Genomic DNA, 24,648 nt, shown 5'->3' with positions numbered 1-24,648 from the left:
GATCAGGCCGATCGTGGAGCGCTTTTCGTTTCAGGCCTGCCGCTCGCATGGCGTCTCACCCCTCGTCCGCCGCGATCAGGTGAAAGAAGCTGCCGCCCACGAGGCCGACCCGGTGTCCGGCCAGACCGTGATCGATGCCCTCCGCGTCGGTGACGCGGGCCAGGGCGTCCGCCTCCGCGGCGGCCGGCGACAGTTCGCTGGCGTAATGGAATTCATGGCCCACGACCCGCGCCCCACACCGGCCCAGGGGACTGTCGCTGCAGAGCCGCGCGATGCGGTAGCCGAGATGCAGCTTGCGTTTGGCGTACGACGTGGCGACCGGGAGCAGGCCGGCCATGGCGTGCGTGATGCCGTCCGCATCCTCCAGGGTATCCCCCAGCACCATATAGCCGCCGCACTCGCCGTGGACCGGGCGCGTGGCCGCGAAGGCGCGCAGACCGCCGAGGAAGCGGTAGGCTGCAGTTAGCCGGCCCGCATGTAGCTCCGGATATCCGCCCGGCAGCCAGCAGGTGTCGCAATCCTCCGGGGGCGCCTCGTCGGCAAGCGGTGAGAACGGCACGAGTTCGGCCCCGGCCAAGCGCCAGCCGGCTTCGAGATGCGGGTAGAGGAAGCTGAACGCCGCATCCCGGGCGACCGCGATGCGCTGCCCGGGCGGGCGCGGCAGTACGCCGCCTGAGGCCGGGATGGCGCCATCCGCGCAGGCGAACACGGCGTCGAGGTCGATGCCGGCCTCGGCCAGATCAGCCAGACGATCGAGCCGTGCCTCCAGGTCGGCGGTCTCGCCGGCTTGGACCAGGCCGAGATGGCGCTCGGGCAGGACCAACGCGGCGTCGCGCATCAGCGCGCCGAGGACCGGAAGCCCCACGCGCTCCATCCCGGCTTCCACCAGGCGGCGGTGGCGGGCGCTCGCGACCTTGTTGAGGATCACCCCGGCGAGCCGGATCCGCGGATCGTAGAGCTTGCAGCCGAGCGCCACGGCGGCGGCCGATTGCGCCGCCCCGGAGACGTCGACCACCAGCACCACCGGCCAGCCGTAGCGGGCGGCGATGTCGGCATTGGCCCCGGTCCGGCTCTCTGCCGCCCGGACGCCGTCGAACAGGCCCATGGAGCCCTCGGCGACCACGATGTCGGCCTCCGCCGCCGTCTCGCCCGCCAGCGCGTCCATGAGACCGGGCTCCATGGCGAAGCTGTCGAGGTTGAAGCTCGGCTGGCCGGTCGCGGCGCGATGGAAGGCCGGGTCGATGTAATCCGGGCCGCATTTGGCGCCGCGCACGCGCAGGCCCCGCCGGCTCAGCGCCCGCATCAGTGCGAGGGTGACGGTGGTCTTGCCGGAACTCGAGCGCGGTGCCGCGACCAGCAGGCCGGGGGCGCTCATACCGCGCTCCCGACGGTGCCACCGGGACGGTAGCGCCGGTCGTAGTCGGGGGCGTAGAGCGCGCTGTCGCGGAAATCGGAGGCGGCGAGCGCGGGGCCGACCAGGATCAGCGCGGTGCGCTCGAGGCCGGCCTCGGCGACGAGTCCGGGCAGCCCGGCCAAGTCGCCCACCAGCGCCCGTTCGTCCGGCCACGAGACGCGGAACACCGCGGCCGCCGGGCAGGCCGCTCCGTAGAACGGGATCAATTCGGCCGCGACCTTCTCCACGACGTGGATGGACAGATGGATCGCCAGCGTCGCGCCGGTGGCGGCGAACGCTGCCAGCGTCTCCCGCTCCGGCATCGCGCTCGCCCGGCCGGAGGTGCGGGTCAGGACGACCGATTGCGCCACGCCCGGCACGGTCAGCTCGCGCCGCAGCATCGCGGCGGCCGCCGCGAAGGCTGGCACCCCCGGCGTAACCGTGTAGGCGATGCCGAGCCGGTCGAGCCGGCGCATCTGCTCGGCGAGCGCGCTCCAGATCGACAGGTCGCCCGAATGCAGCCGCGCCACGTCCTGTCCACGGGACTCTGCGGCCTCGATCTCGGCGATGATCGCGTCGAGGTCCAGGGGCGCCGTGTCGATGATCCGGGCGCTCGGCGGACACCAGCCGAGGATCTCGGGCGCCACCAGGGAGCCGGCATAGAGGCAGACCGGGCAGGCGGCGATGCGGTCGCGGCCGCGCACCGTGATCAGGTCGGCGGCGCCGGGGCCGGCGCCGATGAAGTGGACGGTCATGGGTGCCGAGCTTTGTCGTGCGGGATCGCGAGGGCGCAGGTCGCGCCGTCGCTGGCGATGCGGGGGAGGGCGAGGCGGCTCTCCGGCCCCGCCGCCGCGAGCGCCGCCGCCTCGGCCAGGGAACCGACCCCGCGCAGGCGCTCGATCCGAGCGGAGCGCGTGACGACCTTTGGGTCGCAGGCTTCCAGGGCCGCCGGTTCAACCGAGCAGGGCGACAGGCCGAATTTCGATGCCGCCTGACGGATCGACGGTTCCGCGGCCCGATCGGCTGCAGTCGCGATGGCCGCGAGATCGGCATGGGGGGCGCCGATCGCCCCGAGGGCGCGGGCGATCAGCGCGGCGATTTCGTCGGCGCCCGTGCCGCGCCGAAATCCGATCCCGGCGACGATCCGGTCGCTCATGGCTTGGTCCAGGCCCATTGGGTCACCGGCATCGCCGGCCGCCAGCCGTGCAGGCTGCCGACCGGGCTCGCCCGATCCACCGAGAACCGCCGCAGGCTGCCGCCGTGCGCAGCGAAGGCCGCGAGCAGCGCCGCCTCGCCCTGGAGCGTCACCGCATTGGCGACGCAGCGGCCGCCGGACCTCAGGGCTGCCAGCGCGGCCGACAGAATCCCGGGCTCGGAGACGCCGCCGCCGATGAAGATGGCATCCGGAGCAGCCAGGCCGGCGAGCGCCGCAGGCGCCGTGCCGGTGATCACTGTCAGATCCGGAACCCCCAGGGTCTGAGCATTGAAAAACATTCGCTCGGCCCGATCCGGGCGCGCCTCGATGGCGGTGGCCCGCAGGCTCGGATGGCGCAGCATCCACTCGATCGCGATGGAGCCCGCGCCGGCCCCGACATCCCAGAGATGCAGGCCCGGATGCGGACGCAGGGCCGCCAGCGTCAGCGCCCGGATCTCGGCCTTGGTCAGCTGCCCGTCATTCTCGAACAGCGCGTCATCCAGGCCGGGCGCCAGCGGCAGCGCGTGTCCCGCGCCCCCAATGGCGATCGCCACGGTGTTGAGTGGGTCGATCGCAGCAAGGTCGAAGGCATCGGCCTTCGCCGCGCGGATCCGCTCGCGCGGGCCACCCATCGCCTCCAGGACGGTGACGGTCGAGGCGCCGAAGCCGCGCTCGGTGAGCACGGCCGCCAACGCCGCCGGCGTCGTGCCGTCCCAGGAGAGCACGAGGAGGCGCGCGCCCGGCTGGATATGCGGGACGATCCGGGCGAGCGCTCGGCCGTGCAGGGTGACGAGGCCGCATTCGGCGAGCGGCCAGCCGAGCCGCGCGCAGGCGAGGCTGAAGGCCGAGGGTTGCGGGAAGGCGCGGATCTCGGCGGGCGGCACCAGCCGGGCGATCTCGGCGCCGATGCCGTAGTGGAACGGGTCGCCGGTGGCGAGGATGCAGGTCGGCTGGCCGCGCCGAGCCAGGATCTCCGGATAGGCGTCGTGGATCGGGCTCGGCCAGGGCCGGGTCTCGACATCGAGAGGCGCGGCCAGGGCCAGGTGGCGCCGGCCGCCATAGACGACCTTGGCAGCATCCAGGGCCGCGGCGGCGGCGGGTGTGAGCCCGTCCCGCCCGTCCTCGCCGATGCCGACGATCGACAGCCAGCGCCTGGCCGCAGGCCGGCTCGACAGGGGCTCAGCGCTCATGGACAAGGCCCCCATGAGCGGCGGCGCGATGCGAATCCTGATCCTCGGCGGAACCGGCGAGGCGAGCGCCCTGGCGCGGGCTCTGGCCGACCGGGATGATTGCGCCGTGACGTTGTCGCTCGCCGGCCGGACCGCCGCGCCGAAGCCCGAACCGGTACCGACCCGGATCGGCGGCTTCGGCGGCGCAGAAGGCCTCGCCGCTTATCTGCGTCGCGAAAACATCGATCGCCTGATCGACGCGACCCACCCGTTCGCGGCGACGATCTCGGGCAACGCCGCCGCCGCCGCGGTCACCGTGGGCGTGCCGCTGCTTGCGATCCGCCGCCCGGCCTGGAGCCGCGCATCCGGCGACCTCTGGACCGAGGTCGGATCCATGGAAGAGGCGGTCGCCGCCCTCGGGCGAGAGCCGCGGAGGGTGTTCCTGACGATCGGTCGGCAAGAGGCCGGCGCCTTCGCGACGGCGCCGCAGCACGCCTACCTGGCGCGCAGCGTCGAGCCGCTCGAATCGGTTCTGCCGGTCCCACACCTCACCGCCATCGAGACGCGAGGCCCGTTCGACGCGGCGGCCGAGGCGGCGCTGATGCGCGCCGCCGGCACCGAAATCCTGGTCAGCAAGAATTCCGGCGGGGCGGCGACCTACGGCAAGATCGCGGCGGCGCGCAGCCTCGCGATCCCGGTGGTGATGGTGCGCCGGCCTGAAAAGCCCGACGTGCCGAGCGTGCCCAATGCCGAGGGTGCGCTTCGCTGGCTGCGGACGCGCGATCACGCCGGCCCCGCGACTTTGCGCGAGGTGTAGACGAAGGGCAGGCCATCATTCCGCGGGATCAGCCGGGTGGTCGAGGCGCCGAGGATCACCATCGTGGCCATGTCGGCCGGCACGTCGCGCGCCTCGGCGAGGGTCGACACCCGGATCGCCTCATCCGGGCGGCTGATCGCCCGAGCGAACATCACCGGGGTCTCGGGCGCCCGGATCCCGGCAGCGAGTTCGAGGGCCGCACCGAGCTGCCAGGGCCGCGCGGTGGAGATCGGGTTGTAGAGCGCGATGACGAAGTCGGCGCGCAGCACCGCTTCGAGGCGCGCAGTCACCACCGGCCAGGGCTTCAAATTGTCCGACAGCGATAGGGCGCAGAAATCACCGCCCAGCGGCGCCCCGAGCCGGGCCGCGGCGGCCAGCATGGCGGTGATGCCCGGCTCGACCGTAATCGCCAGGTCACGCCAGCCGGGCTCGCCGTGCTCGACCGCCTCGAACACGGCCGAGGCCATGGCAAACACGCCGGGATCGCCGCCCGACACCACCGCCACCCGTCGGCCGGAGGCGGCGAGCTGCAGGGCGTGGCGGGCGCGGTCGACCTCGACGCGGTTGTCGCTGGCATGCCGGATCAGGCCCGGACGCTCGGGCACGCGGGCGACGTAGGGAAAATACCCGACCAGATCCTCAGCGGCGTCGAGGGCCCGGTGTGCGGATTCGGTCAGCAATCCCGCATCCCCGGGGCCGAGGCCGATTACCGTGAGGCTGCCACGCGGATCCGGGCTCAACGCGCGTCCGCCTGTGGTGTCGGCGACAGGGTCGCGTAGCCCTGACGGTCCAGCAACGTGCGCGCGCGCCTGTCGAACGACACGAAGGTTTCGCTCCCCAGCCAGCGTCCCTCGAAGGCGATCACGCCATCCGCGAAATCGCCGCCGGCTTCCAACTGGGCCAGGCCCGCCTCGATGGCGGGTCGGTTGGCGACGACATTGCTCGCGCCGATCAGGCCGCGGATGGCGGCCGCGATGTCCGAGCGCGGCATCGCGTAGCGACCGCGCAGCACCCAGACCAGCTCGCACAGCGCATGCACGCCGATGGCGACCTGGGCGGCGCGCTCCATCGTCTCGACGGCCGCGGTTCCTTGCGCCTCGTCGTCATCGACGATGAGGCGGAGCAGGACATTGGTGTCGGGCGTGAGCTTCACGGCCGTTCCAGGCCGGCCATGCCGGCGGCCGCACCGGCTTCGGCAATGGCCTCGTCGATCTCTTCGATCGAGTAGCGGGCGCCGTTGCCCTTGCCCTTGAGCAGGCCATGCAGCTGCCGCCAGGATCTTGACGGCTGATCGGCCTTCAGCTCCGCCCGACCGTCGGGGAGCAGGTCGAGCCTGACCCTGTCGCCGGGCTTGATGCCGAGGTGCTTCAGCACGTCCTGTCCGAACGTGACCTCGCCCCGATCCGTCACCGTCAACGTCGTCACGCCACGTCCTCCAACCCACGAACTGTAATGCTCGCCGGCATCACAGACCAGGGACAGATACGTGGTCTTGCAATCACGGCCGCCGCCCCTCGCCGGGTAGAAGCACCATGGAGAAGTACGGGGCGTCGTCGTCCGCCTTGTCGGCGAGCATCACCACGCGCTCGCCCGCCATGGTCCCGCGCTCGACATAGATGGCCCGGGGCAGCAGCCCGGCGGCGGTCAGCGCCGCCCGGACCTTCGGCAGATGACGGCCGAGCTTCATCACCACGGCGGCGTCGGTGCCGCGCAGGCGCTCGGTGAGGGCGTCGAGCGGCAGCGTCGCCGGCAGGACCGTGAGGATGTCGTCGCCCCAGGTGATCGGCGTACCGGCCCGGGTCCAGCAACCGGACATGCCGGTCACGCCCGGCACCACCTCCACGGGGAAGCGGTCCTTAAGGCGCCGCCACAGGTGCATGAACGAGCCGTAGAAGAACGGGTCGCCCTCCGACAGGATCGCGACGTCCCGGCCGGCGCCGAGATGGTCGGCGAGCTGCCCGGCCGCGTCGTCGTAGAAGGCCGCGAGCGCCGCCACGTAGTCCGGGTGCTCCGGATGGATCTCTGTGGTGTAGGGATAGGCCAGCGGCATCTCCCGGGCCGGATCGCGCAGGATCGCGTCCGCGATGGTGCGGGCGTTGCCGCGCCGGCCGCGCTTGCAGAAATGCACCAGCACCGGCGCGCGCATCAGGATGCGCTGCGCCTTCACGGTGAGCAGCTCCGGGTCGCCCGGCCCCATGCCGACCCCGTAGAGGGTGCCGGTCACCGCCGCGGCGGGACTCTCCTCGACGGGGGCTTCGACCCGCTCGAACCCGTCCATCACTCGACCTCGCTGGCCAGCGCGTTGACCGCCGCCGCGGTCATGGCGCTGCCGCCGCGGCGGCCGTGGACGACGACGAACGGGACGCGGCCGTCCCGGGCCAGCGCCTCCTTGGACTCAGCGGCCCCGACGAAGCCGACCGGAATGCCGATCACCGCGGCCGGGGGCGGCACGCCGGCGTCGAGCAATTCCAGCAGGCGGAACAGCGCGGTCGGGGCGTTGCCCACCGCCACGATGCTGCCCGGCAGGTGCTCGCGCCACAACTCCATGGCGGCGGCGGACCGGGTCGTGCCCAGGCTCGCGGCGAGGTCCGGGACCCGCGGGTCGCCCAGCGTGCAGATGACTGCGTTCTTGGCCGGCAGCCGCGCCCGGGTGACGCCGTCGGCGACCATCCGGACATCGCACAGGATCGGGGCCCCGGCCTGAAGCGCCGCGACGCCGGCCTCGGCGAAGCCGTCCGACATCTCCACGTCCACGGGCAGGTCGGTCATGCCGCAGGCATGGATCATGCGCACGACGACGCGCTCGGCCGCTCCCGACCAGCGCGCGAGGTCCGCCTCGGCCCGGATCATCGCGAAGGAGCGCGCGTAGATCGCAGCGCCATCGCGGATATAGTCGTAGCGAGAGGTCGCCTCCGGCTCCGAACCTGCCTGGCGCAGGGCATTGTGGCTCGCGCTCATGCCGGTTTTCCGTTCCCCCCGAAATCCATCACAGTGCTCTCCGGCGCGAAGGCGGCGGCGAGCCCGATTGTCTCGGCCCTTCCTAACCGCTCCAGCACCGCCTCGATAGGGAGATGCATCGCCGGCTCATCGCCGGGCGCGCCGCCGATGACGGCGCCGTAGGAGCCATTCCGGCCGACGAGGGTGAGGTCCGCCGGGCCCGGCCGGGCGCAGCCCTTGGCGCAGCCGGAGACGTGGGCGGACCGCCCGTCCGCGGCGAACAGCGCGAAGATCTCCGCGAGACGTGCGGCATCCGTGAGCGTCGGCGTCGATCCGGAGGCGCAAGCCGGCGCGCCTGTACAGGCGGCGACGCTGCGTCGCGGATCGTCGGGGGCTATGATGAAGTCTTCGGCCAGCGCCGTCAGATCTGCGGTTGACGGAGCCTGAAGCGGCAGCAGCACGAAGCCGCGGGCCGGTGACAGGCGTATTTCCCCGGCCCCGAGGCAGGAGGCGCGGTCCACGAGTCGGTCAAGGGTATCGGCCGTGCAGCGACCGAACGGCGCATCCACGGTAAGGACGGATTGGCTTGGCGCCAGCCATTCGACACCGGCCCGCGGCGAGAAGGGCACTGCCCATCGAATGACGCCACCGTGCCCCCTCTCCCGTGCGGGAGAGGGTTGGGGTGAGGGACCAGGGTCTTCCGGAGAGGTCGCATCCCTCACCCTGTCCCTCTCCCGCACGGGAGAGGGGACCCGCGCCTGCATCTCAAGATGCACGGCAACTGCCAACGCGCTGAAGTCCTCCGGCGACAGATCGCGCATCCGCCGCATTCTGGTCCGGGCGAAGGCCTGCAGCAGCGCCGCTACCGCGGCCGGCGCCTCCTCCGCGGCACAGGTAGCGAGATCGTGAAAGCCCTGCTCTGCGGCGACCGCGATCCCGATGCCGCCGGAGGCACGAGGGAACACGCAGGCATCGCCGTCCGGCATCTCCGCATCCAGACGCCCCTCGACCACCACCAGGGTCTTGGCCGGCAGCCCTGGCACGGTGAGCCCCACCGCCTCAATGGCGCGGGCGAGGGCCGGCACGTCGAGCGACTCGGCGGGGTCGTGGCCGGCCAGGGGGCTCGTGAGCGTCAGGCGCTGCGGGCCGCCATCCGCGCGCGTGTCGCCGAGGCCGGCGGCTTCCAGCAGGCAGGCCAGCGGCGCGCGTGTCGCCTCGGAGATGCCGCGGATCTGGAGGTTGGCCCGGGCGGTGAGGTCGAGATGGCCGTTTCCGTAGCGGCGCGCGCCCTCGGCTACAACACGGGCCTGCGGCAGGGTCAGGATTCCCAGCGGCGGATGGACCCGTGCGAGCAGGCCGTCTCCGGTGGGCATCGGCCGGCTGAGCCCGGGGCACCAGCCCCGGCGGGCCGGCGCCTCGGGCAGGGCGCGGCGATGAGCCGGAGCGCTCATTCGGCCGCCTCCGGCATCAGCGCGTCGGCGGGCAGCGCGTTGCGCCGGCTGTGCCACAGGCCGCGGTCGCGGGCCTCGTCGAACCGCTCCAGGATCGCCCGGGTCGCGGCCGGATTGGCGGCGCGCAGCCGGTCGAACACGTCGGGATCGGCGATCCAGGCCGCGTAGAGCCGGTCGAAGCCGGCATCGGTCACGGCATCGCTCGCGGCGGCGAGCACGAACACCGCGTCGAGCCCCTGGGCCAGTTCCTGCGCGCCGCGGTAACCGTGGCGGAGCTGGGCGGCGATCCAGCGCGGATCGGCCAAGCGCCCGCGAATCAGCCGGGCTGTGTCCTCCCGGGCGGTGCGGGTCTTGGGGTGCTCGGGAACCGAGACGTCGAGGCTGTAGAGGGCGGGCCTGGCCCCCTGGAGCGTCGCTGCGGCCGCGAACCCGCCCATGGCGTCCACTGCAGCGTCGCCGTCGAACAGGTCGCGTTCGGCGACGTCGAAGGCGTGCAGGTAGGCATCCGCCGCGGCTATCCGGGCGCCGAAGGCCGCATCCGGCCCCTCACGGTCGCCGTAGGCATGGCCGCTCGCCGCGAGATAGGCCCGGCCGAGGTCCGCCCGGTCGTCCCAGGCGCCGTCGAGGGCGGTGGAGGCGGTGCCGGCGCCATATTGGCCAGGCGCCGCGCCGTAGACCCGGGCGATCCCGTCGCCGCGGCGCCGAGCGGCGGCCAGGGGATTTTCAGAATCCTCCTCGTCCCGCTCGGCTACCGCCCGGGCGGCGCGGTCGAGCAGCGCCAGCGTGTCCGGAAAGGTGTCGCGGAACGCGCCCGAGACGCGCACGGTCACGTCGATGCGCGGCCGGTCCAGCATGGCCAGCGGCAGCACCTCGAAGCCGGTGACCCGGGTGCTGGCATGGTCCCAGACCGGCCGCACGCCCATCAGCGCAAGGGCGTGGGCGACATCCTCGCCGCCGGTGCGCAGGGTTGGGGACGCCCAGAGATCCATGACGATCCGGGCCGGGTACTCGCCCTCGTCCTGGAGGTAGCGCGTCACCACCGAGGCGGCCGCTCGCTCGCCGTGCAGCGCGGCGGCGCGGCTCGGGATCGCCCGCGGGTCGAGGGTCGCGAGGTTGCGCCCGGTGGGCAGCACGTCGGCGCGGCCGCGCGACGGCGAGCCCGCCGGGCCCGGCGGCACGAAGCGGCCGTCGAGCGCCGCCAGCAGGCCCGCCCGCTCCCCCGCCGCGCTCGCCACAACCGGCTCGGACGCACCGTCGGGGGCGCGGCCGAAGACGTGCAGGCCGTCGCGGAACGTCGTCTCGCCGAGATCGCAGAGATGGGCGTCGAGGCGGGTCAGCGCCTCTTCCATCGGCGTGTCCGGGCCGATGCCGGCGCCGTCGAGCAGCCCGGCGACGTCCGCATCTTCCAGGATCGCGCCGGCGATCAGGCCGGCCCGCCGCGGATCGAGCACGCTGGCAGCGGAATATTCCTCCACCAGCTCCCGCAGGCGCGCGGCCGCCGGCGGCAGGGCGTGCAGGGTTGTGTCGGGGGTGAGGTGGCCGAGCGCGATCCCGCCCAGGCGGCGCTTGAGCGGGGCGGCCTCGCCCGGGTCGTCGACGATGAACGGGTAGATCACCGGCAGCCCGCCGACGCAGAGCGCCGGGAAGCAGTCCGGGGACAACGCCACCGCCTTGCCGGGCAGCCATTCGGCGGTGCCGTGCGTGCCGAGTTGCACCAGCGCGTCGAAATTCCGACGCAGGCCGAGATGGAAGGCCAGGTAGGCGTGGGTCGGGACGCGATCCGGGTCGTGATAGCCCACCTTGCGATCGGGATCACGGCCTCGGTCGGGCTGGAGGAAGAGAGCGATGGATCCGCCCGTGACCGCAGAGGCGTCGGCATGCGCACTTTGGCCCGGCAGAGATCCGACGTGCCCCCTCTCCCGTGCGGGAGAGGGTTGGGGTGAGGGACCAGGACTTTCCGGAGAGGTTGCATCCCTCACCCTGTCCCTCTCCCGCACGGGAGAGGGGACCAGCGCTCGATCCGGCACTGTTTGGATGTGGCGATCCGCAGCGAGGGGCCGGTGCGCGGCCCGCGATGTGACCATCCGAAACCGGAAAAGACCGTCGCGACACATCGGGTCGTCGGCCGGCTCGCCCCAGGCTTCCATCAACGCATCACGCGATGCTGTGGGCAGTTTGGCGAGCCACGCGGCGTAGTCCGCCAGCGGTACCGTGAATTCCGCCGCGCCCTCGGTGAGCACCTGCATCAGCGCGGCCGACTCGGGCAATTCCCCGGTCGCGTAACCCACCTCAGCCAGGTCCGAAACCAGCGTGCGGGCGCTCTCCGGCGTATCGAGGCCGACAGCGAAGCCGGCCCGGCCGCCGCGGGCGGGATAGTCGGAGAGGACCACGGCCACCCGCCGCTCGGCCCGGGGGAGGGCGGCGAGACGCAGCCAGCCCGCCGCGCGCTCGGCCAGGGCTTCGATGCCGTCGGGATAGGGCACGGCCCGGCGCTCGGCGAAGCCGGCGACCTCCGGGGCCTCCTCCTTGAACGAGATCGGGAAACCGGAGAGCCGGCCGTCGAATTCCGGCAGGGCAACCTGCATGGCGAGATCGGCGGCGCCCAAGCCTCGGGCCGAGGCCTCCCAGGCCGCCCGGGGAGCGCCGACCGTGAACGCCTGGAGCACCGGGCAATCGGCGCCGTCGAGGACGAAATCGATTCCGTCCTCTCGCGCTGAAAAGGCTGTGGCCGCGATCACGAGATCCGGCTTGCGCGTCCTCACGGCCTCGGCGACGGCCCGGGCCGCCATAGGCTCCTTGAGGCTCGATACCGCCATTGGCAGCACGCCGATCCCGCGGGCACGCAGGGATGCAGCCAGGGCGACGAACGGCGCGGTATCGCCGCCGAGCACCGCGGAGCGATAGACCAGGAGCAGGGCAAGCGGGGTCGCGGTTACGCGCGGGTCCGAGAGCGGCACCGCCGTCTCGGCGGCTTCGATCGCCGTATCCAGCGCGAGCACGCCGCAACCGGGACACCACGGGAAGCCCCGCGGCAACGGCTGCGGCGGCTCGACGGCCCCGCCCGCGCCGATCCGGGCGGCGAGCAGGCGCAGCATCCGCCGCAGGTTCTCCGGGCCGCCGGCACGGAAATACGCATCGAGTTGCTGGGCGAAATCCGGATCGGTGGAGAAGCCGGCTAGCCGCGGGTCCGGCCGATCGTCGCCCGGCAGCACCGCCAGCACGACCCCGTGCGCCCGCGCCGCGGCCGCGCAGCGCTCGATGCCGTAGCGCCAGTAATCCAGGCCGCCGAGGCAGCGGATCACCACGAGCTTCGCCCGGGACACGACGCGCTCGACATAGAGATCGACCGACATCGGATGCCGGAGCTTGGCGAGCTTGGCGAGCCGCAGGCTCGGCAGCCCCGGCTCGGCGGCCTGGGCCTGCCCGATCCCGGCGAGGTCGCTGTCGGTGAACGACAGCACGACGAGGTCCCCGGGCTCCTGCCCGAGATCCACGGCCGCCTCGCCCTCGTCGAGGGAGACGCTGTCGATGCGAACGAGATGCATGGCGCCCGGGCCTATTCCACCGGGCCGGGCTCGTCCGCGACGAGGCGCGGCCGTGCCGGAAAGGTGACTCCGTCGTAGATGTCGGCCAGCGGGAGGTTCAAGCTAAGGGCGGACAGCCCCAAGGTTCCATCGAGGCCCGTGACGCGCGCCTCTCGCCAGGCCCCCCTGTCGTCGCGGGACCACGATCGGATCTCGGGCGCGTTCGGTTCGACCAGCAGGATATGCGCGAGGCTGCCCATGGTTTTGTATTCCGCCAGCTTGGCGAAGGCATCGAAGTCGCGGGTCGTTGGGGACAGGACTTCCGCCACGAGCCGCGGCTCGGCTGCCATCAGGGCGTTGGGATCGCGCGCACCGCAATCGACGCCGACATCCGGCCGGCGGATCTGGCCTGGCAAGGTCTCGACGCTGCCATCGCCGGTAAAGGGCCGGCAGTCACTGCCGCGCAGATGCGTGCGCAACAGGGTCAGCAGGTTCACCACGATGTCGTCGTGGATGTTGCGTGCGCCCGCCATCATCCGGACAGGCACGCCGCCGACGAGTTCGTAGCGCTCGGCCTGGGTCTCCGCCCAGGCAAGGAACGCGTCGACCGACATCGGTTCAGGCTTGCGATCCAGCATGGTTCGAGGCGCTCCCTCGGCCCCAACACTCGTCACTTTGCCACGCGCCGCCGCTATTCCCTAACGCGCGCCGTGGAGAAACCGAGATCGATCGTCTGCAAGCACAGCGCGATAACAAGACCAGCGCGCATGCCGACGGGCGATCATCCCGCGAGCGCCGCGGCGACGGCGCCCTGATCGAACCCCTTCAAGCCGATCACCACGAGGCGCCCGTCACGGCTCTCGCCCGCCCGCCAGGGACGGTCGAAATGGTGGACGACGCGCCGGCCGACGCCCTGCACCACGAGGCGCATGGCCTTGCCCTCGACCTCGGCGAACCCCTTGATGCGCAGGACGCCCGGCGCTTCCGCGGCCTTCTCCACGCGGGCCGCGAGGTCGCCGGCGGTGATGGCCGGGCGGACCGGCAGGGCGACGGTCTCGAAGTCGTCGTGGTCGTGGTCCTCGCCGTCGCCGTGATGCGAGGGACGCGCGTCGAGGTCGTCCTCGGCGGCCGCACCCAGCCCGAGCAGGACCAGCGGGTCGATCGCGCCATTGGCGGTCTCGACCACCTTCACGGCGCGGGGCAGGTGCCCCTCGACCTCGGCGCGCACCCGCGCCCGGGTCTCGGCATCGAGCAGGTCGGACTTGTTGAGCACGACGAGGTCGGCGCAGAGGAGTTGATCCTCGAACACCTCCTCCAGCGGATTGTCGTGATCGACTGCCGTGTCGGCGGCGCGCTGGGCGGCCAGCGCCTCGGGGTCCTCGGCGAAGGCGCCCGCGGCCACCGCCGGCCCGTCCACCACGGCCACGACCCCGTCGACGGTGACCCGCGAGCGGATCGCCGGCCACTGGAACGCCTGGACAAGGGGTTTCGGCAGGGCGAGGCCGGAGGTCTCGATCAGGATATGCTCCGGCGGCTCGGCGCGGCTGAGCAGGCTTTCGAGCGCCGGCACGAAATCGTCGGCCACGGTGCAGCAGATGCAGCCGTTCGGGAGCTCGACGATGGAGTCCTCGGTGCAGCCCTCGACGCCGCAGGCGGCCAGGAACGACTTGTCGAAGCCGACATCGCCGAATTCGTTGACCAGGATCGCCAGGCGGCGGCCCTTCGCGTTCTCGATCACGTGGCGGACCAGCGTGGTCTTGCCGGCACCGAGAAAGCCGGTGACGATGGTGCAGGGAATCTTGGTCACGATGGTCATTCCGCAGCCTCCAGGGTGCCAGCCGGAAGCGGGCGGGGATCGGGAAAGGGCGGGATCCGGGCGATCACGCCGGTCTTGAAGGCGGCGGGCCGTTCCCGCCACGGCACGATGCCGTCCTGCGTCGCCGCGTAGGACGAGAGACCGCCCAGGATAATCGCGGCGGACTCGATCGGGTCCATGTCGCCGTAAACGTAGGTCCAGCGGTTCACGGAGGCGACCGCCACCGAGCAGGGCCGTTTGCACACCGACAGGCACTCCACCCCCTCAATCCGCAGATCCGGCGCAGCGTTGCCCGCGCGCAGGGCGTCGAGCAGGCGCGCCCCGGCCCGGGGGCCGTCCGGGTCGTCGCCCGGGCGTCGGCAGGTGGTGCAGACGTAGAGGACGGTCTCAGGCATGAGCCGTCCCGCGCGTCGTACCCCGGGCGAACGCCTGCCAGGCCCAGCCGAAGCCGAGGCCGATCAGGAGCCAGAAGACGAAGCTGATCGCCAGCGACCTTGCCGCGAACTGCGCCGCCAGCGCCGCGGGAAGCTCGGAGGCCGCCTCCGGTGCCTGCGGCGCGCCGGCCACGTGCGGCGCGATGATCAGCACGAGCCCGCCCAGGATCGCGATCAGCGAGCGCCGGATCGCGATCAGGTACAGGCCCATGCCGGTGGCGGCGGCGGTCATCACCCACCAGGCTTGGCGGGTGGCCAGCGGCGCCGCCTCGCTGCCCGGCAGTTCCGGCGGCAATCCGAGGCCCGGGGCCAGGGCGACGCTGGCGAAACCCGCGATCGCGAAGGCGACGCCGACCTGCCGGGTCGGCTCCCGCCCGCAGGCGAGGATCGCGGCGCCGAGCAACAGGGCATAACCCACCGCGCCGACGAGGGTCGCGAGCGCCGTGAACGTCATGCGGGGCAGGCCCTCCCCGGGCTGCCATTCCGGCGCGGCATCGGGCGCGGCGTGATCGTGCCCGGCATGCGCCAGGACGATCGGCAGGCCGCGCTGGGCCTGATGCGTCTCGTGGTTCTCGTAACGCTCGGCCGCGACGATCAGCGGCGAGGTCAGGGTCAACTCGAGGCCCGTCACGACGACGGCCGCGAGGAAGCCGGCGGCCAGAGCCGCCGACAGAAGCCGGATTATCATCCCTGTGGCAGGGGCGTCAGTGGCAGGGGAAGTTCTGGGTATGCCGGAAATCGTGCGCCGCGTTGTGCAGCGCGATCGCCGGCGAGAAGCCCGCCATGAACAGCAGGCCGAGGCCGAGGAAGGCCGCGAGCGCGACGGCGACCGGGCGCTCGGCGGCGCGGGTGCCGGTGGCGACGGGGGCGAGGGTCGAGGTTGTCATCATCGTGTCTCCAGCCGCCCCACCGGCGGCAATGCGGGATGTCATCATGACGGCAGGTCTCCTGGCTCGCGGCTCGGCGCGCCTGCCGCCTTCCCGGATCGCTCCGGTGGCTTCCTGGCAGACGCTCGCCGCTCACAGTTGCGGGGGCAGCCGCGGAATCGGGGCTCGCACCCCTCACCGCATTCCCTTTTCACCCCGTCGCCGGGGCACCGTCACCGGATCGTTGTAGACGCATGACAGCTCTCGCACAACGGACGCGCGGCGGAATCGTTTCCCGCCGACTGGTGCGGCGCAGAAATGGGGCTGAGACGGTTGCTGTGAGGGTAAGGCCGCGTCCGCACGACGCTTCCGGCGAAGGGACCGTCCCACCCCGGCGATGTACGGGGTGCATGCCGTCCGGATCACACGACCGTCGTCCCGGCAGCGGCCGGGCGAACAGTCGTTTCTCGAACACCTTGAGCATGATACCGATGCGGACCTTGTCGCTGGCTTTCGCCGCTTTGGCGGTGGCATCCCTACCTGTCCGAGCCGATGACACCAGTGCCGTGCTCGCGGCCGGTGAGCTGGTCCTGGAGAAGACCGACAGGATCGCGCTCGCGGCGGAGGACCTGTACCTGTCCGAGCAGGTCGTGCGGATCGACTATCGGTTCCGCAACCTCGCCGACGCGGATATCGAGACCACCGTCGCGTTTCCGATGCCCGACATTACCGGCGATCCCGCGACGCTCGTTTCGATCCCCGATCCCGCGCGTGACAACTTCCTCAGGGTCGCGACCGAGGTCGATGGCCGGCTCGTCGAATCGCAGGTCGAGCAGCGCGCCTTCCTGGCGCGCAGCGGCTCGCCGCCGGTTGAGATCACCGACCGGCTCAAGGCCTTGGACATTCCGTTGATGCCGACGGTGGAGGCTACGGAGGTCGCCCTGCGCCGCATCGGAGAAGGCCAGCGCCGCGCCCTGGCCGAAGCCGGCATCCTGGAGCGCCAGGTGCACAAGGATGGAACCATCGCGGACGTTCCGGTCTGGAGGCTGACATCGAAGCTCTGGCACCGCCAGGTCTTCCCGGCCGGCCGCGAGATCGTGGTCCGCCAGAGCTACGCGCCGAGCCTCGGCGGCCAATCCAGCCTGTCCTTCGGCTCTCCCGACCTGGACCCGTCGCAGCAGGCCCAATACGTGGCGCGGTTCTGCACGGATGCCGCCTTCGAGAAGGTCGCCCAGGCTCTGTATCGAAGGGCGAGTGCCGATGGCAGCCGGGCCTTTCAGGCCTATGAGCAGTACCTGACCCACGTCATCGCGTCCGGGGATAACCGGGCGGGGCCGATCGGCACATTCAGGCTCGTTGTGGACAAGGGCGATCCGGCGACCCTGGTTTCGTTCTGCGGCAGCAACGTCAAGAAGACCGGGCCGACGACCTACGAGATGGTCGCGAAGGATTACGTCCCGCAGCGCGACATCGACGTTCTCTTCCTGAAGATCGGGCACAGAGGCTGAGGCTGCTGCCCAGGTCGAGGCCGGCGAAGGGCCGCGCGCCCGGTTCCCATGACCGCGGCACGCGGGCGGACTTGACGGGCCGGTCCCGATGCGGGCACCGCCGGTCGCGCCGTCCGGCTGCGCCCGTGGCGCGGCCGGCCCCGATCCGCCCCGGAGACATGATGGCCCCGGCTGACGACCCGAATCCCGCCTTCGTCGACCTCGCCTCCGGACGTGCGCCGCAGGCTGTCGCGGATACGACCTGGATGGAGATCGATCTCGGCGGCCGCTTCCCGATCCACTCGATCGTCGTCATGGACGGGGAGGGTGGGGCACCCGCCGCGGACGTCGCGGTCCTGTTTTCGCAGGACGGTGCGTCCTGGTCGGAGCCCGGCATCGAGGGCCGGCAGCGCGCAGCGGGTTTTAGGGCCGCATTCATCGAACCCGACGAGCGCGCCTGGGCACGGTTGGTACGAGTTGCCGTGTCGGCTTCCGAAACCAACGCCGCCGTGCAGGTCCGGTGCGACGAGGCTGCGTTCGACCTGATCGCCTTGCGGGCGATGCTCGACCTCGACGTGACGCTCCTCAACGAGAAACCGGGGGCCAACGCCTTCACGTCCTATAGCCTCGGAAGCGGACCCAGGCGGAAGAGCCGTACCCTTGTCGGCGTCTCGACGTTTCAGAACGGCGCGTTCGGCAATTGTCTAATCCAATACATCATCGCGCTCTCGGTCGCGAAGGCGCTGAATCTAAAATATGTCGCGGTCCCGAAGTTCGACCGCAGCAAGGTGATCTTTCTCACGGAGCGGCTCACCCGCGACGGCATCACCTTCCTGCCACCGGATGAGGAACTGCCTGCCGACGGATACTTCCTGTCCGGCCTGTTCTTCGATCCGACGCAGTTCCAGCGGCAGGTGAGCCTCGACGCACCGCCGGACTCGCGAGCCATCATCCAAGGGATGATCCGCCCGCTGTTCAACGGCCTGCCGGCGACGTTCCCGGCCAAGGCCGACGACCAACTCCTGATCCACATTCGTTCGGGCGACATCTTCAGCACCTGGGTCGATCCGCATTATCCGCAGCCGCCCTTCGCCTTCTACCGCATGGTCATCGACCGGCTGCTCGGCGAGGGACGGATCCGCTCGGTGAAACTGGTCTTCGAGAACCGGCTGAACCCGGTGATCGCGGAGGTCGAGGCTTATGCCGGCAGCCTTGGTCTGCCGGTTGAGACGCAGAGCGAGTCCCTCGTGGCCGATGTCGCGGCTTTGGTGAACGGCCGCTATCTCGTCTTCGGACTGGGCACCTTCGGTCCGGCGATCTGCCACCTGTCCGAGCGGGTCGAGCAGGTGTTCTACTTCGCGTCGAACTGGCCGCAGATTTTTCGCGGTATCCCGTCCATCGACAAGGTGGTCGAGGTCCGAGACATCGCGGAGCGCTACATCAAGGTCGGTGAGTGGCAGAACACCGACGCCCAGCGTCGTATGATGATCGACTACCCGGCCGAAGCCCTCGTGTTCGACGACGCGGCCTGACCGTCAGGGCACGTCTTAGGGGCGTTCGCCCGCAGGGACCACCGAACCGGCGTCGCGAGCCTTGAGGGCGTCCTGATAGAGCCGCTGGACATCCCGCTTGAACGCGGCGCGGGAATCGTCGCGCGAATAGAACATGTGCCCCCCGGGATAGACCGCGAGGCTGAGGCGTCCGGCGCTGTAGGCCGGGACCTGCGCGAGCAGCAGCTTCGAGGCGTAGTACGGCGTCACCAGATCGGTGAAGCCGTGGGCGACCAGCACGCGAAGCTGGCCGTCCAGCGCAAGCACGCCCTTGAGGTTCGAGAGCACTTCCGGCGCCTGCCGGCCAGAGCCCCAGCTCCATCCGCGGTTCACGGCGTTGCTCAGGAGCTCGTAGCGCAGGTTCGGCACCGGCCATTTCAGCGTGCGCGCGTAGAGATCGATCATCGCGCTGGTCAGCGGCGCCTGGAGCGCGGTGAGTTGCGGATCCTCGAAGCTCGGCTGCGCGGAATCCGGGTTCGGGTCCCAGCCGGTGATGCCGGTGTCGTAGGCACTGGTGACGCGGCCCTCCGCGCGATCGATCTCGCGCTGGATGCTGCGGGTCGAGAGGCGCGCGGCCTGGGCGCGGACGAAGGCCGGATCGAAGCCGGTGAGCGGCGCGACCCTGTCGGTCATCCGGGCGACGGCGGCGGCATCGCTCGGGCCCTTGAGCAGGTCGGTCAGATACGGACCGGCCGCGTAGGCCTCGGCCTCGCCGAGCAGCGCCGGGGTCGGGATCGTGCCGGCCCGTTCCAGGGCGCCGGCCGCCAGGGAGGGCAGCTTCAGCACGTAGCCCCACGGGTTCGCCCGCGGGGTCTCCAGCCAGCCGAAATCGAGCACCGGGGACAGCAGCACCATCCCGGACAGACCGATCCCGATCTCTTCCTGCAGCTTCTCGGTGATCAGGGGCCCGCGGAAGCCGCCGTAGCTCTCGCCGACGAAGAATTTCGGGCTCGCCATCCGCTCGTTGACCCGTAGGTAGCGGGCGATGACGGCGGCGAGCGTCGAGGCGTCACTGTCGATGCTCCAGTAGGTCTTGCCGTTGCCGTCGCTGGCCCGGCTGTAGCCGGTGCCGACGGGATCGATGAACACGAGGTCGGTGAAGTCGAGCCAGGTGCCGTCGTTGGGCGTCAGCGCCACCGGTTGCGACGGGCTGATGCTGGTGCCGCCCGTAGGCAACCGCCAGGGGCCGATCGCACCGAGGTTCAGATAGGCGGAAGCCGCGCCCGGGCCGCCGTTGATCGCGAAGGTGACCGGCCGCTCGCGGCCGGCCTCCGGGGCCATCGTGTAGGCGACATAGGCGATCTCGGCCTGGAGCTTTCCGGCCTCGTCGACCAGCGGCAGGCTGCCGGCCGTGGCGGTGAAATCGAGCGTCCGTCCATCCGGAAGCTTGATGCTCTGTCGCGTGGTCGAATCCGCTGGCAGCCGTTTTCCGTCCGGCCCGCGCTGGGCCGTTTTGGCCTCCGGTTTGGCCTCCGGCTGGGCGCCGTGATGCGGGTCCGCCTGGGCGTGGACCGGCAGCGGCGCCGCCAGCGCGACGGTGAGGGCGAGCGCGGCGTGCGCGAGACGCGTGTTGAAGAGCACGATCAAGCCTTCTTGTTCCAGCGGCCCGAATCGTCCTGCTGCCAGTAGGCGACGGCATGGCCCGCCTCCTTGGCCTGGCGCCACTGCTCGCGGGCGCGCAGCAGGGCGTCCTGGTCGGTCCCGTCGAACAGGATGCAGATCCGCTCGTAGCTCTCCGCGTCCGGCGGCAGGTCGGCGCCCTCGACCAGGAACCGGATCGAGGCGGTGTTGGGGTTCACGTCGCGGAGCGTCAGCACCACCGGCTGGCCGGCCGCATCGGGGTCGCGGTCGGTGCCGTGCGGCAGAAAACTCTCGTCGGAATAGGTCCAGAGGTGGTCGTCGAGGGCCTGCAGCCGTTCCTCGGTGGCCGCCTGGATCGCGGCCTGCCAGCCCCGGCCGAGCGAGCGCTCGACGAGGTTCGGCAGCACCTTCTCCAGGGGCTGGCGCTGCATGTGGTAGAACAGAATCTCGGTCACGATCCGACCGATATAGGGTTCAAGCCCAGGGAGCGAGCAGCGGCGCGCGGCCGCGGTCCTAAACCAGCCGGCTCTGCTCGATCGCGGCGCCGACGAACCCCTTGAACAGCGGGTGCGGCTCGAACGGGCGCGACTTCAGCTCCGGGTGGAACTGCACGCCGATGAACCACGGGTGCCCGACATGCTCGACGGTCTCGGGCAGGAGCCCGTCCGGCGAGAGCCCGGAGAAGCGCAGGCCCGTGGCCTCCAGCCGCTCGCGATAGGCCATGTTGACCTCGTAGCGGTGGCGGTGGCGCTCGGAAATCCGGTCCGACCCGTAGATCTGGGCGATCTTCGAATCGGGGTCGAGCTGCGCGTCGTAGGCGCCGAGCCGCATCGTGCCGCCCAGGTCGCCGACCGCGGCGCGGCGCTCCAGCTCGTTGCCGCGCAGCCACTCGGTCAGCAGGCCTACAACCGGCTCGGAGGTCTCGCCGAACTCGGTGGAGTTGGCGTCCGGGACGCCGGCCAGGGACCGGGCGGCCTCGATCACCGCCATCTGCATGCCGAAGCAGATGCCGAGATAGGGGATGCGCTTCTCGCGGGCGTAGCGGGCTGCGCGGATCTTGCCCTCGGCGCCGCGCTGGCCGAAGCCGCCGGGCACCAGGATGCCGTTCAGGCCTTCGAGGAACGGCGCGGGATCCTCGCGCTCGAACACCTCGGCCTCGATCCATTCGAGGTTGACCTTGACCCGGTGGCTGATGCCGCCGTGGATCAGCGCCTCGGTCAGCGACTTGTAGGCGTCCTTCAGCCCCGTGTACTTGCCCACGATGGCGATGGAGACCTCGCCCTCGGGGTTGCGCACCCGGTCGGAGATCGTGGTCCAGCGGCCGAGATCCGGCTCCTCGCCGTGCTCAAGGCCGAAATGGCCGAGCACCTCCCGGTCGAGCCCGGCCTTCCGGTAGGAGAGCGGCACCTCGTAGATCGAGGCCACGTCGAGGGCTTCGATCACCGCGGTCTCGCGGACGTTGCAGAACAAAGCGAGCTTGCGCCGTTCCTCGACGGGGATCGAGCGGTCGCAGCGGCAGAGCAGGATGTCGGGCTGGATGCCGATCGAGCGCAGCTCCTTCACGGAGTGCTGGGTCGGCTTGGTCTTCAACTCGCCGGCGGACGGAATGTAGGGCAGCAGCGTCAGGTGCACGTAGCAGCAGGTACCGCGGGGCAACTCCTGGCCGAGCTGGCGGATCGCCTCGAAGAACGGCAGCCCCTCGATGTCGCCGACCGTGCCGCCGATCTCGACCAGGACGAAGTCGAACGTGTCGTTGCCGTCGAGGACGAAGTCCTTGATCGCGTTGGTGACGTGCGGGATCACCTGGATCGTGGCGCCGAGATAGTCACCCCGCCGCTCCTTGGCGATGATGTCCTGGTAGATCCGGCCGGTGGTGATGTTGTCGGCCCGGCTCGCCGGCACGCCGGTGAAGCGCTCGTAATGGCCCAGATCCAGGTCGGTCTCGGCGCCGTCGTCGGTGACGAACACCTCGCCGTGCTGGGTCGGGCTCATCGTGCCCGGATCGACGTTCAGGTAGGGGTCGAGCTTGCGCATCCGGACCCGGTAGCCCCGGGCCTGGAGGACGGCGGCGAGCGCCGCGGAGGCGAGTCCCTTACCGAGAGAGGAAACCACGCCGCCGGTGATGAAAACGTACCGCGTCATGGGCCTCGGTCCATAAAGAAGGCGCTGGCATTTGCCAAACGGCAAGCCTGCCGGCGATGGAATGGTTGGGGATCAGGCGGGCACGGGAAAGGCCTGCCCGGGCGGACCGGCGTCAGGCCGAATCGTCGGCCCGCGCTCCCCCGCCGCCTGTCCTCTTGCGGCTCACGGACCCGGATGTCACGCGCGCCCAGTGCCGATCCGGTATCCGTTTCGACCATGCGCGCCCGGCGCGGGTCAGCGCGACTCCGGCGCCTCGGGCACGGCTGGCTGGGCCGGGGCGGTGGCGGGCGCGCGGTCCTGCTGCTGGCGCAGGGTGTCGAGCAGGTTGTCGGCGCCGGTGGGCTGCTTGGCCGGCTGGCCGGCCGGCGTCGACGCGCCGGTGTCGAGGATCGACTTCGGCGCCGCCGTGCGGTGCGACATCACGGCGAGCAGCATGCTGGTGGCGAAGAACAGGGCGGCCAGGATCGCGGTCGCGCGCGTCAGGGCGTTGGCCTGTCCGCGGCCGGTCATGAAGCCCGCAACGCCACCACCGCCGCCACCGCCGAGACCGAGGCCGCCCTCGGAGCGCTGCAGCAGCACGACGCCGATCAGCGCGAGCACGATGATGAGGTGGACGACGATCAGGACGGTCTGCATCGGTGTTCCGGAATCGGGTTCGGCGTCGCGCGTCGGTCCCGAGGGTCCGGCGGCAGGCACAGGGCGAGCGGTCCCAAACGGTTCGACTGGGTGCGCCGGTCGCAAATCTGTGCCGGCCATACACCACTCGCCGGCCGCCGCCAACTTGACGATCGGCCGTCCGCTGTTCCCCGCACCCCTCGCACCTGGGTCTGCATCGTGCTCTGTCGGGCGGAAGGGCGGCTGGCATAACGCGCTGCCCGGCCCGGGAGGCCCGCCATGACCATCTCACGCCGTACGACGCTCGCCGCCGCGTTGGCCGCGCCGATCCTGATACACGCAGGACCCGGGATCGCCGCCGGCCCGACCGACCCGGCGCAAACCGCCGAGGTCGAGGCGGCGGTGGATGCCCTGACCAAGGCCTTGCTCGCGGCGGACGGTACCGCCCTCGACGCCCTCACCCTCGACGGCTTGAGCTACGGCCATTCGAGCGGCGTGATACAGGACAAGGCGGCCTTCGTTGGGGCGCTGACCAGCGGCGCCTCGCGCTTCCCCAGCATCACCCTGTCGGACCGCTCGGCCTCGGTGATCGGCGAGGACGCGATCGTCCGGCACGTCTTCACCGGGGAAACCGTCGCGGGCGGCAAGACTTCCCCGGTCCATATCGGGGTGCTGCAGGTGTGGCGCCGGGATGGCGGCCGTTGGCGGCTGATGGCGCGTCAGGCGTTCAAGCTCTGACGTGCCGTGAGCGCGCTCAGTAGCGCGCGGGAACGAGCATCTCCGGCGGGGTCGGCGTGCGGATGTAATCCGCATGGCGCACGCGCTCGGGCAGATGGACCGCCGGATGCTCGACGTCCTGGTAGGGGATCTGCTCGAGCAGGTGGCTGATGCAGTTCAGGCGGGCGCGCTTCTTGTCCACAGCCTCGATCACCCACCAGGGCGCCTCGGGGATGTGGGTGCGGGCGAGCATATCCTCCTTGGCCCGGGTGTAATCCTCCCAGCGCCGGCGGGATTCGACGTCCATCGGCGAGAGCTTCCACTGCTTCAGCGGGTCGGCGATGCGCATGTGGAAGCGCAGGGCCTGCTCCTCGTCGGTGATCGAGAACCAGTATTTCAGCAGGATGATGCCCGAGCGCACCAGCATGCGCTCGAACTCGGGCACGGAGCGGAAGAACTCCTCCACGTCGGCCTCCGAGCAGAAGCCCATGACGCGCTCGACGCCGGCCCGATTGTACCAGGAGCGGTCGAACAGCACGATCTCGCCGCCCGCGGGCAGGTGGGTGACGTAGCGCTGGAAGTACCATTGCGTGCGCTCGCGCTCGCTCGGCGCCGGCAGAGCGGCGACCCGGCAGACGCGCGGGTTGAGGCGCTGGGTGATCCGCTTGATCACGCCGCCCTTGCCGGCCGAATCACGCCCCTCGAACAGGACGACGACGCGCAGCTTCTTGTGCTGGACCCAATCCTGGAGCCGGACCAGCTCGTGCTGGAGGCGCAGGAGCTCACGGAAGTACCGCCTGCGGTCGAGGCCGGATTCGGTGGCGCCTTCGAGGCTGTCGAGGCGGTCGTCCTCGAAGCCGAGTTCCATCTCCTCGTCGTAGCTGTCGAGGATTTCGCGGCGGATCATCTCCACCATCGTGGGATCCGCGGAGGCGTGGTCGATCGTCATGTCGG

The 24,648-nt window shown here is 71.1% G+C and carries 25 protein-coding genes and 1 riboswitch; of the genes, 4 read left to right on the top strand and 21 right to left on the bottom strand.

Translation table 11 applies throughout. The annotated features are described in order from the left end of the window. Positions 1–55: 55 nt before the first annotated feature. Genes MKL09_RS28825 through cbiE form a run of 4 tightly spaced genes read right to left on the bottom strand, consistent with a single transcriptional unit; the run spans position 56 to position 3,778 of the window. Positions 56–1,375 carry a cobyrinate a,c-diamide synthase gene (locus tag MKL09_RS28825; protein ID WP_244025384.1) on the bottom strand — a complete coding sequence of 440 codons (1,320 nt, stop codon included), beginning with the start codon at positions 1,373–1,375 and terminating at the stop codon, positions 56–58. Then, the gene (gene cobM / locus MKL09_RS28820) at positions 1,372–2,148 is read right to left on the bottom strand and encodes a precorrin-4 C(11)-methyltransferase (protein WP_244025383.1); all 777 of its coding nucleotides are present in this window, start codon (positions 2,146–2,148) and stop codon (positions 1,372–1,374) included. The genes MKL09_RS28825 and cobM overlap by 4 nt, the downstream gene beginning before the upstream one ends. Beyond that, positions 2,145–2,549 carry a cobalamin biosynthesis protein gene (locus MKL09_RS28815; protein WP_244025382.1) on the bottom strand — a complete coding sequence of 135 codons (405 nt, stop codon included), beginning with the start codon at positions 2,547–2,549 and terminating at the stop codon, positions 2,145–2,147. The genes cobM and MKL09_RS28815 overlap by 4 nt, the downstream gene beginning before the upstream one ends. After that, a complete protein-coding gene (gene cbiE / locus MKL09_RS28810; protein ID WP_244025381.1) occupies positions 2,546–3,778 on the bottom strand; it encodes a precorrin-6y C5,15-methyltransferase (decarboxylating) subunit CbiE in 1,233 nt (410 codons plus the stop codon). Before cbiE ends, MKL09_RS28815 begins: the two co-directional genes overlap by 4 nt. On the opposite strand from cbiE, the gene MKL09_RS28805 reads away from it, so the two are divergent. Further along, entirely contained in the window at positions 3,777–4,574 is a 798-nt protein-coding gene (locus tag MKL09_RS28805; RefSeq protein ID WP_244025380.1) for a cobalt-precorrin-6A reductase, read from the top strand. The genes cbiE and MKL09_RS28805 overlap by 2 nt on opposite strands. Here MKL09_RS28805 and cobJ read toward each other — a convergent pair. The 12 genes from cobJ to MKL09_RS28745 all read right to left on the bottom strand — a co-directional run bounded on the left by cobJ (position 4,541) and on the right by MKL09_RS28745 (position 15,623). Then, positions 4,541–5,314 (bottom strand): precorrin-3B C(17)-methyltransferase, encoded by a 774-nt coding sequence (cobJ, locus tag MKL09_RS28800; RefSeq protein ID WP_244025379.1) that lies wholly within the window; start codon positions 5,312–5,314, stop codon positions 4,541–4,543. The two genes, MKL09_RS28805 and cobJ, sit on opposite strands and share 34 nt — an antisense overlap. Then, entirely contained in the window at positions 5,311–5,727 is a 417-nt protein-coding gene (locus tag MKL09_RS28795) for a type II toxin-antitoxin system VapC family toxin (RefSeq protein WP_244025378.1), read from the bottom strand. The genes cobJ and MKL09_RS28795 overlap by 4 nt, the downstream gene beginning before the upstream one ends. Continuing rightward, complete coding sequence (locus MKL09_RS28790) at positions 5,724–5,999, bottom strand: AbrB/MazE/SpoVT family DNA-binding domain-containing protein (RefSeq protein WP_244025377.1); 276 nt, start codon at positions 5,997–5,999, stop codon at positions 5,724–5,726. The genes MKL09_RS28795 and MKL09_RS28790 overlap by 4 nt, the downstream gene beginning before the upstream one ends. Positions 6,000–6,072: 73 nt before the next feature. Next, positions 6,073–6,852, bottom strand: coding sequence for a precorrin-2 C(20)-methyltransferase (locus tag MKL09_RS28785; RefSeq protein ID WP_244025376.1), 780 nt, complete (start codon positions 6,850–6,852; stop codon positions 6,073–6,075). Then, entirely contained in the window at positions 6,852–7,532 is a 681-nt protein-coding gene (locus MKL09_RS28780) for a precorrin-8X methylmutase (RefSeq protein WP_244025375.1), read from the bottom strand. The genes MKL09_RS28785 and MKL09_RS28780 overlap by 1 nt, the downstream gene beginning before the upstream one ends. Beyond that, positions 7,529–8,962, bottom strand: coding sequence for a precorrin-3B synthase (gene cobG, locus MKL09_RS28775; protein ID WP_244025374.1), 1,434 nt, complete (start codon positions 8,960–8,962; stop codon positions 7,529–7,531). Before cobG ends, MKL09_RS28780 begins: the two co-directional genes overlap by 4 nt. Next, positions 8,959–12,507 (bottom strand): cobaltochelatase subunit CobN, encoded by a 3,549-nt coding sequence (gene cobN / locus MKL09_RS28770; RefSeq protein ID WP_244025373.1) that lies wholly within the window; start codon positions 12,505–12,507, stop codon positions 8,959–8,961. Before cobN ends, cobG begins: the two co-directional genes overlap by 4 nt. An 11-nt stretch (positions 12,508–12,518) precedes the next feature. Beyond that, a complete protein-coding gene (locus MKL09_RS28765; RefSeq protein ID WP_244025372.1) occupies positions 12,519–13,124 on the bottom strand; it encodes a Uma2 family endonuclease in 606 nt (201 codons plus the stop codon). A 143-nt stretch (positions 13,125–13,267) separates the two neighbouring features. After that, complete coding sequence (cobW, locus tag MKL09_RS28760; protein ID WP_244025371.1) at positions 13,268–14,302, bottom strand: cobalamin biosynthesis protein CobW; 1,035 nt, start codon at positions 14,300–14,302, stop codon at positions 13,268–13,270. Beyond that, positions 14,299–14,697 (bottom strand): DUF1636 domain-containing protein, encoded by a 399-nt coding sequence (locus MKL09_RS28755; protein WP_244025370.1) that lies wholly within the window; start codon positions 14,695–14,697, stop codon positions 14,299–14,301. The genes cobW and MKL09_RS28755 overlap by 4 nt, the downstream gene beginning before the upstream one ends. Beyond that, complete coding sequence (locus MKL09_RS28750) at positions 14,690–15,424, bottom strand: CbtA family protein (protein WP_244025369.1); 735 nt, start codon at positions 15,422–15,424, stop codon at positions 14,690–14,692. The genes MKL09_RS28755 and MKL09_RS28750 overlap by 8 nt, the downstream gene beginning before the upstream one ends. Before the next feature lie 16 nt (positions 15,425–15,440). Continuing rightward, on the bottom strand, positions 15,441–15,623 hold the full coding sequence (locus tag MKL09_RS28745; protein WP_244025484.1) for a CbtB domain-containing protein: 183 nt from the start codon (positions 15,621–15,623) through the stop codon (positions 15,441–15,443). Between the two features lie 33 nt (positions 15,624–15,656). Continuing rightward, a riboswitch (cobalamin riboswitch) is annotated at positions 15,657–15,852 on the bottom strand. 241 nt (positions 15,853–16,093) lie between these two features. On the opposite strand from MKL09_RS28745, the gene MKL09_RS28740 reads away from it, so the two are divergent. Beyond that, a complete protein-coding gene (locus tag MKL09_RS28740) occupies positions 16,094–17,110 on the top strand; it encodes a DUF4424 domain-containing protein (protein WP_244025368.1) in 1,017 nt (338 codons plus the stop codon). A gap of 161 nt (positions 17,111–17,271) precedes the next feature. Beyond that, the gene (locus MKL09_RS28735; RefSeq protein ID WP_244025367.1) at positions 17,272–18,621 is read left to right on the top strand and encodes a coagulation factor 5 8 type domain-containing protein; all 1,350 of its coding nucleotides are present in this window, start codon (positions 17,272–17,274) and stop codon (positions 18,619–18,621) included. A 15-nt stretch (positions 18,622–18,636) separates the two neighbouring features. Here MKL09_RS28735 and MKL09_RS28730 read toward each other — a convergent pair whose 3' ends face one another. The 4 genes from MKL09_RS28730 to secG all read right to left on the bottom strand — a co-directional run bounded on the left by MKL09_RS28730 (position 18,637) and on the right by secG (position 22,998). Continuing rightward, entirely contained in the window at positions 18,637–20,220 is a 1,584-nt protein-coding gene (locus MKL09_RS28730) for a S10 family peptidase (RefSeq protein WP_244025483.1), read from the bottom strand. Positions 20,221–20,222: 2 nt separating this feature from the next. After that, positions 20,223–20,675, bottom strand: coding sequence for a DNA polymerase III subunit chi (locus MKL09_RS28725; protein ID WP_007561502.1), 453 nt, complete (start codon positions 20,673–20,675; stop codon positions 20,223–20,225). Positions 20,676–20,733: 58 nt separating this feature from the next. Beyond that, positions 20,734–22,362, bottom strand: coding sequence for a CTP synthase (locus MKL09_RS28720; RefSeq protein ID WP_244025366.1), 1,629 nt, complete (start codon positions 22,360–22,362; stop codon positions 20,734–20,736). A gap of 234 nt (positions 22,363–22,596) precedes the next feature. Further along, positions 22,597–22,998 carry a preprotein translocase subunit SecG gene (gene secG, locus MKL09_RS28715; protein ID WP_244025365.1) on the bottom strand — a complete coding sequence of 134 codons (402 nt, stop codon included), beginning with the start codon at positions 22,996–22,998 and terminating at the stop codon, positions 22,597–22,599. A 258-nt stretch (positions 22,999–23,256) separates the two neighbouring features. On the opposite strand from secG, the gene MKL09_RS28710 reads away from it, so the two are divergent. Beyond that, positions 23,257–23,715 (top strand): nuclear transport factor 2 family protein, encoded by a 459-nt coding sequence (locus MKL09_RS28710; RefSeq protein WP_244025364.1) that lies wholly within the window; start codon positions 23,257–23,259, stop codon positions 23,713–23,715. 16 nt (positions 23,716–23,731) lie between these two features. Here the strand turns inward: MKL09_RS28710 and ppk2 are convergent, their stop codons facing one another. Next, entirely contained in the window at positions 23,732–24,643 is a 912-nt protein-coding gene (ppk2, locus tag MKL09_RS28705; protein WP_244025363.1) for a polyphosphate kinase 2, read from the bottom strand. Positions 24,644–24,648: the final 5 nt, after the last annotated feature.

The organism is Methylobacterium sp. J-048 (genome assembly GCF_022829515.1).
In the GTDB taxonomy this organism is placed as follows: domain Bacteria; phylum Pseudomonadota; class Alphaproteobacteria; order Rhizobiales; family Beijerinckiaceae; genus Methylobacterium.
This window is presented reverse-complemented; position numbering and strand designations above follow the sequence as displayed.

Bases quoted from the DNA above. Each gene is read 5' to 3' on its own strand.
- MKL09_RS28825 (WP_244025384.1), bottom strand. From the start codon at position 1,375: ATGAGCGCCCCCGGCCTGCTGGTCGCGGCACCGCGCTCGAGTTCCGGC.
- cobM (WP_244025383.1), bottom strand. From the start codon at position 2,148: ATGACCGTCCACTTCATCGGCGCCGGCCCCGGCGCCGCCGACCTGATC.
- MKL09_RS28815 (WP_244025382.1), bottom strand. From the start codon at position 2,549: ATGAGCGACCGGATCGTCGCCGGGATCGGATTTCGGCGCGGCACGGGC.
- MKL09_RS28805 (WP_244025380.1), top strand. From the start codon at position 3,777: ATGGACAAGGCCCCCATGAGCGGCGGCGCGATGCGAATCCTGATCCTC.
- cbiE (WP_244025381.1), bottom strand. From the start codon at position 3,778: ATGAGCGCTGAGCCCCTGTCGAGCCGGCCTGCGGCCAGGCGCTGGCTG.
- MKL09_RS28785 (WP_244025376.1), bottom strand. From the start codon at position 6,852: ATGGACGGGTTCGAGCGGGTCGAAGCCCCCGTCGAGGAGAGTCCCGCC.
- MKL09_RS28780 (WP_244025375.1), bottom strand. From the start codon at position 7,532: ATGAGCGCGAGCCACAATGCCCTGCGCCAGGCAGGTTCGGAGCCGGAG.
- cobG (WP_244025374.1), bottom strand. From the start codon at position 8,962: ATGAGCGCTCCGGCTCATCGCCGCGCCCTGCCCGAGGCGCCGGCCCGC.
- cobN (WP_244025373.1), bottom strand. From the start codon at position 12,507: ATGCATCTCGTTCGCATCGACAGCGTCTCCCTCGACGAGGGCGAGGCG.
- MKL09_RS28765 (WP_244025372.1), bottom strand. From the start codon at position 13,124: ATGCTGGATCGCAAGCCTGAACCGATGTCGGTCGACGCGTTCCTTGCC.
- cobW (WP_244025371.1), bottom strand. From the start codon at position 14,302: ATGACCATCGTGACCAAGATTCCCTGCACCATCGTCACCGGCTTTCTC.
- MKL09_RS28755 (WP_244025370.1), bottom strand. From the start codon at position 14,697: ATGCCTGAGACCGTCCTCTACGTCTGCACCACCTGCCGACGCCCGGGC.
- MKL09_RS28750 (WP_244025369.1), bottom strand. From the start codon at position 15,424: ATGATAATCCGGCTTCTGTCGGCGGCTCTGGCCGCCGGCTTCCTCGCG.
- MKL09_RS28745 (WP_244025484.1), bottom strand. From the start codon at position 15,623: ATGACAACCTCGACCCTCGCCCCCGTCGCCACCGGCACCCGCGCCGCC.
- MKL09_RS28740 (WP_244025368.1), top strand. From the start codon at position 16,094: ATGCGGACCTTGTCGCTGGCTTTCGCCGCTTTGGCGGTGGCATCCCTA.
- MKL09_RS28735 (WP_244025367.1), top strand. From the start codon at position 17,272: ATGGCCCCGGCTGACGACCCGAATCCCGCCTTCGTCGACCTCGCCTCC.
- MKL09_RS28720 (WP_244025366.1), bottom strand. From the start codon at position 22,362: ATGACGCGGTACGTTTTCATCACCGGCGGCGTGGTTTCCTCTCTCGGT.
- secG (WP_244025365.1), bottom strand. From the start codon at position 22,998: ATGCAGACCGTCCTGATCGTCGTCCACCTCATCATCGTGCTCGCGCTG.
- MKL09_RS28710 (WP_244025364.1), top strand. From the start codon at position 23,257: ATGACCATCTCACGCCGTACGACGCTCGCCGCCGCGTTGGCCGCGCCG.
- ppk2 (WP_244025363.1), bottom strand. From the start codon at position 24,643: ATGACGATCGACCACGCCTCCGCGGATCCCACGATGGTGGAGATGATC.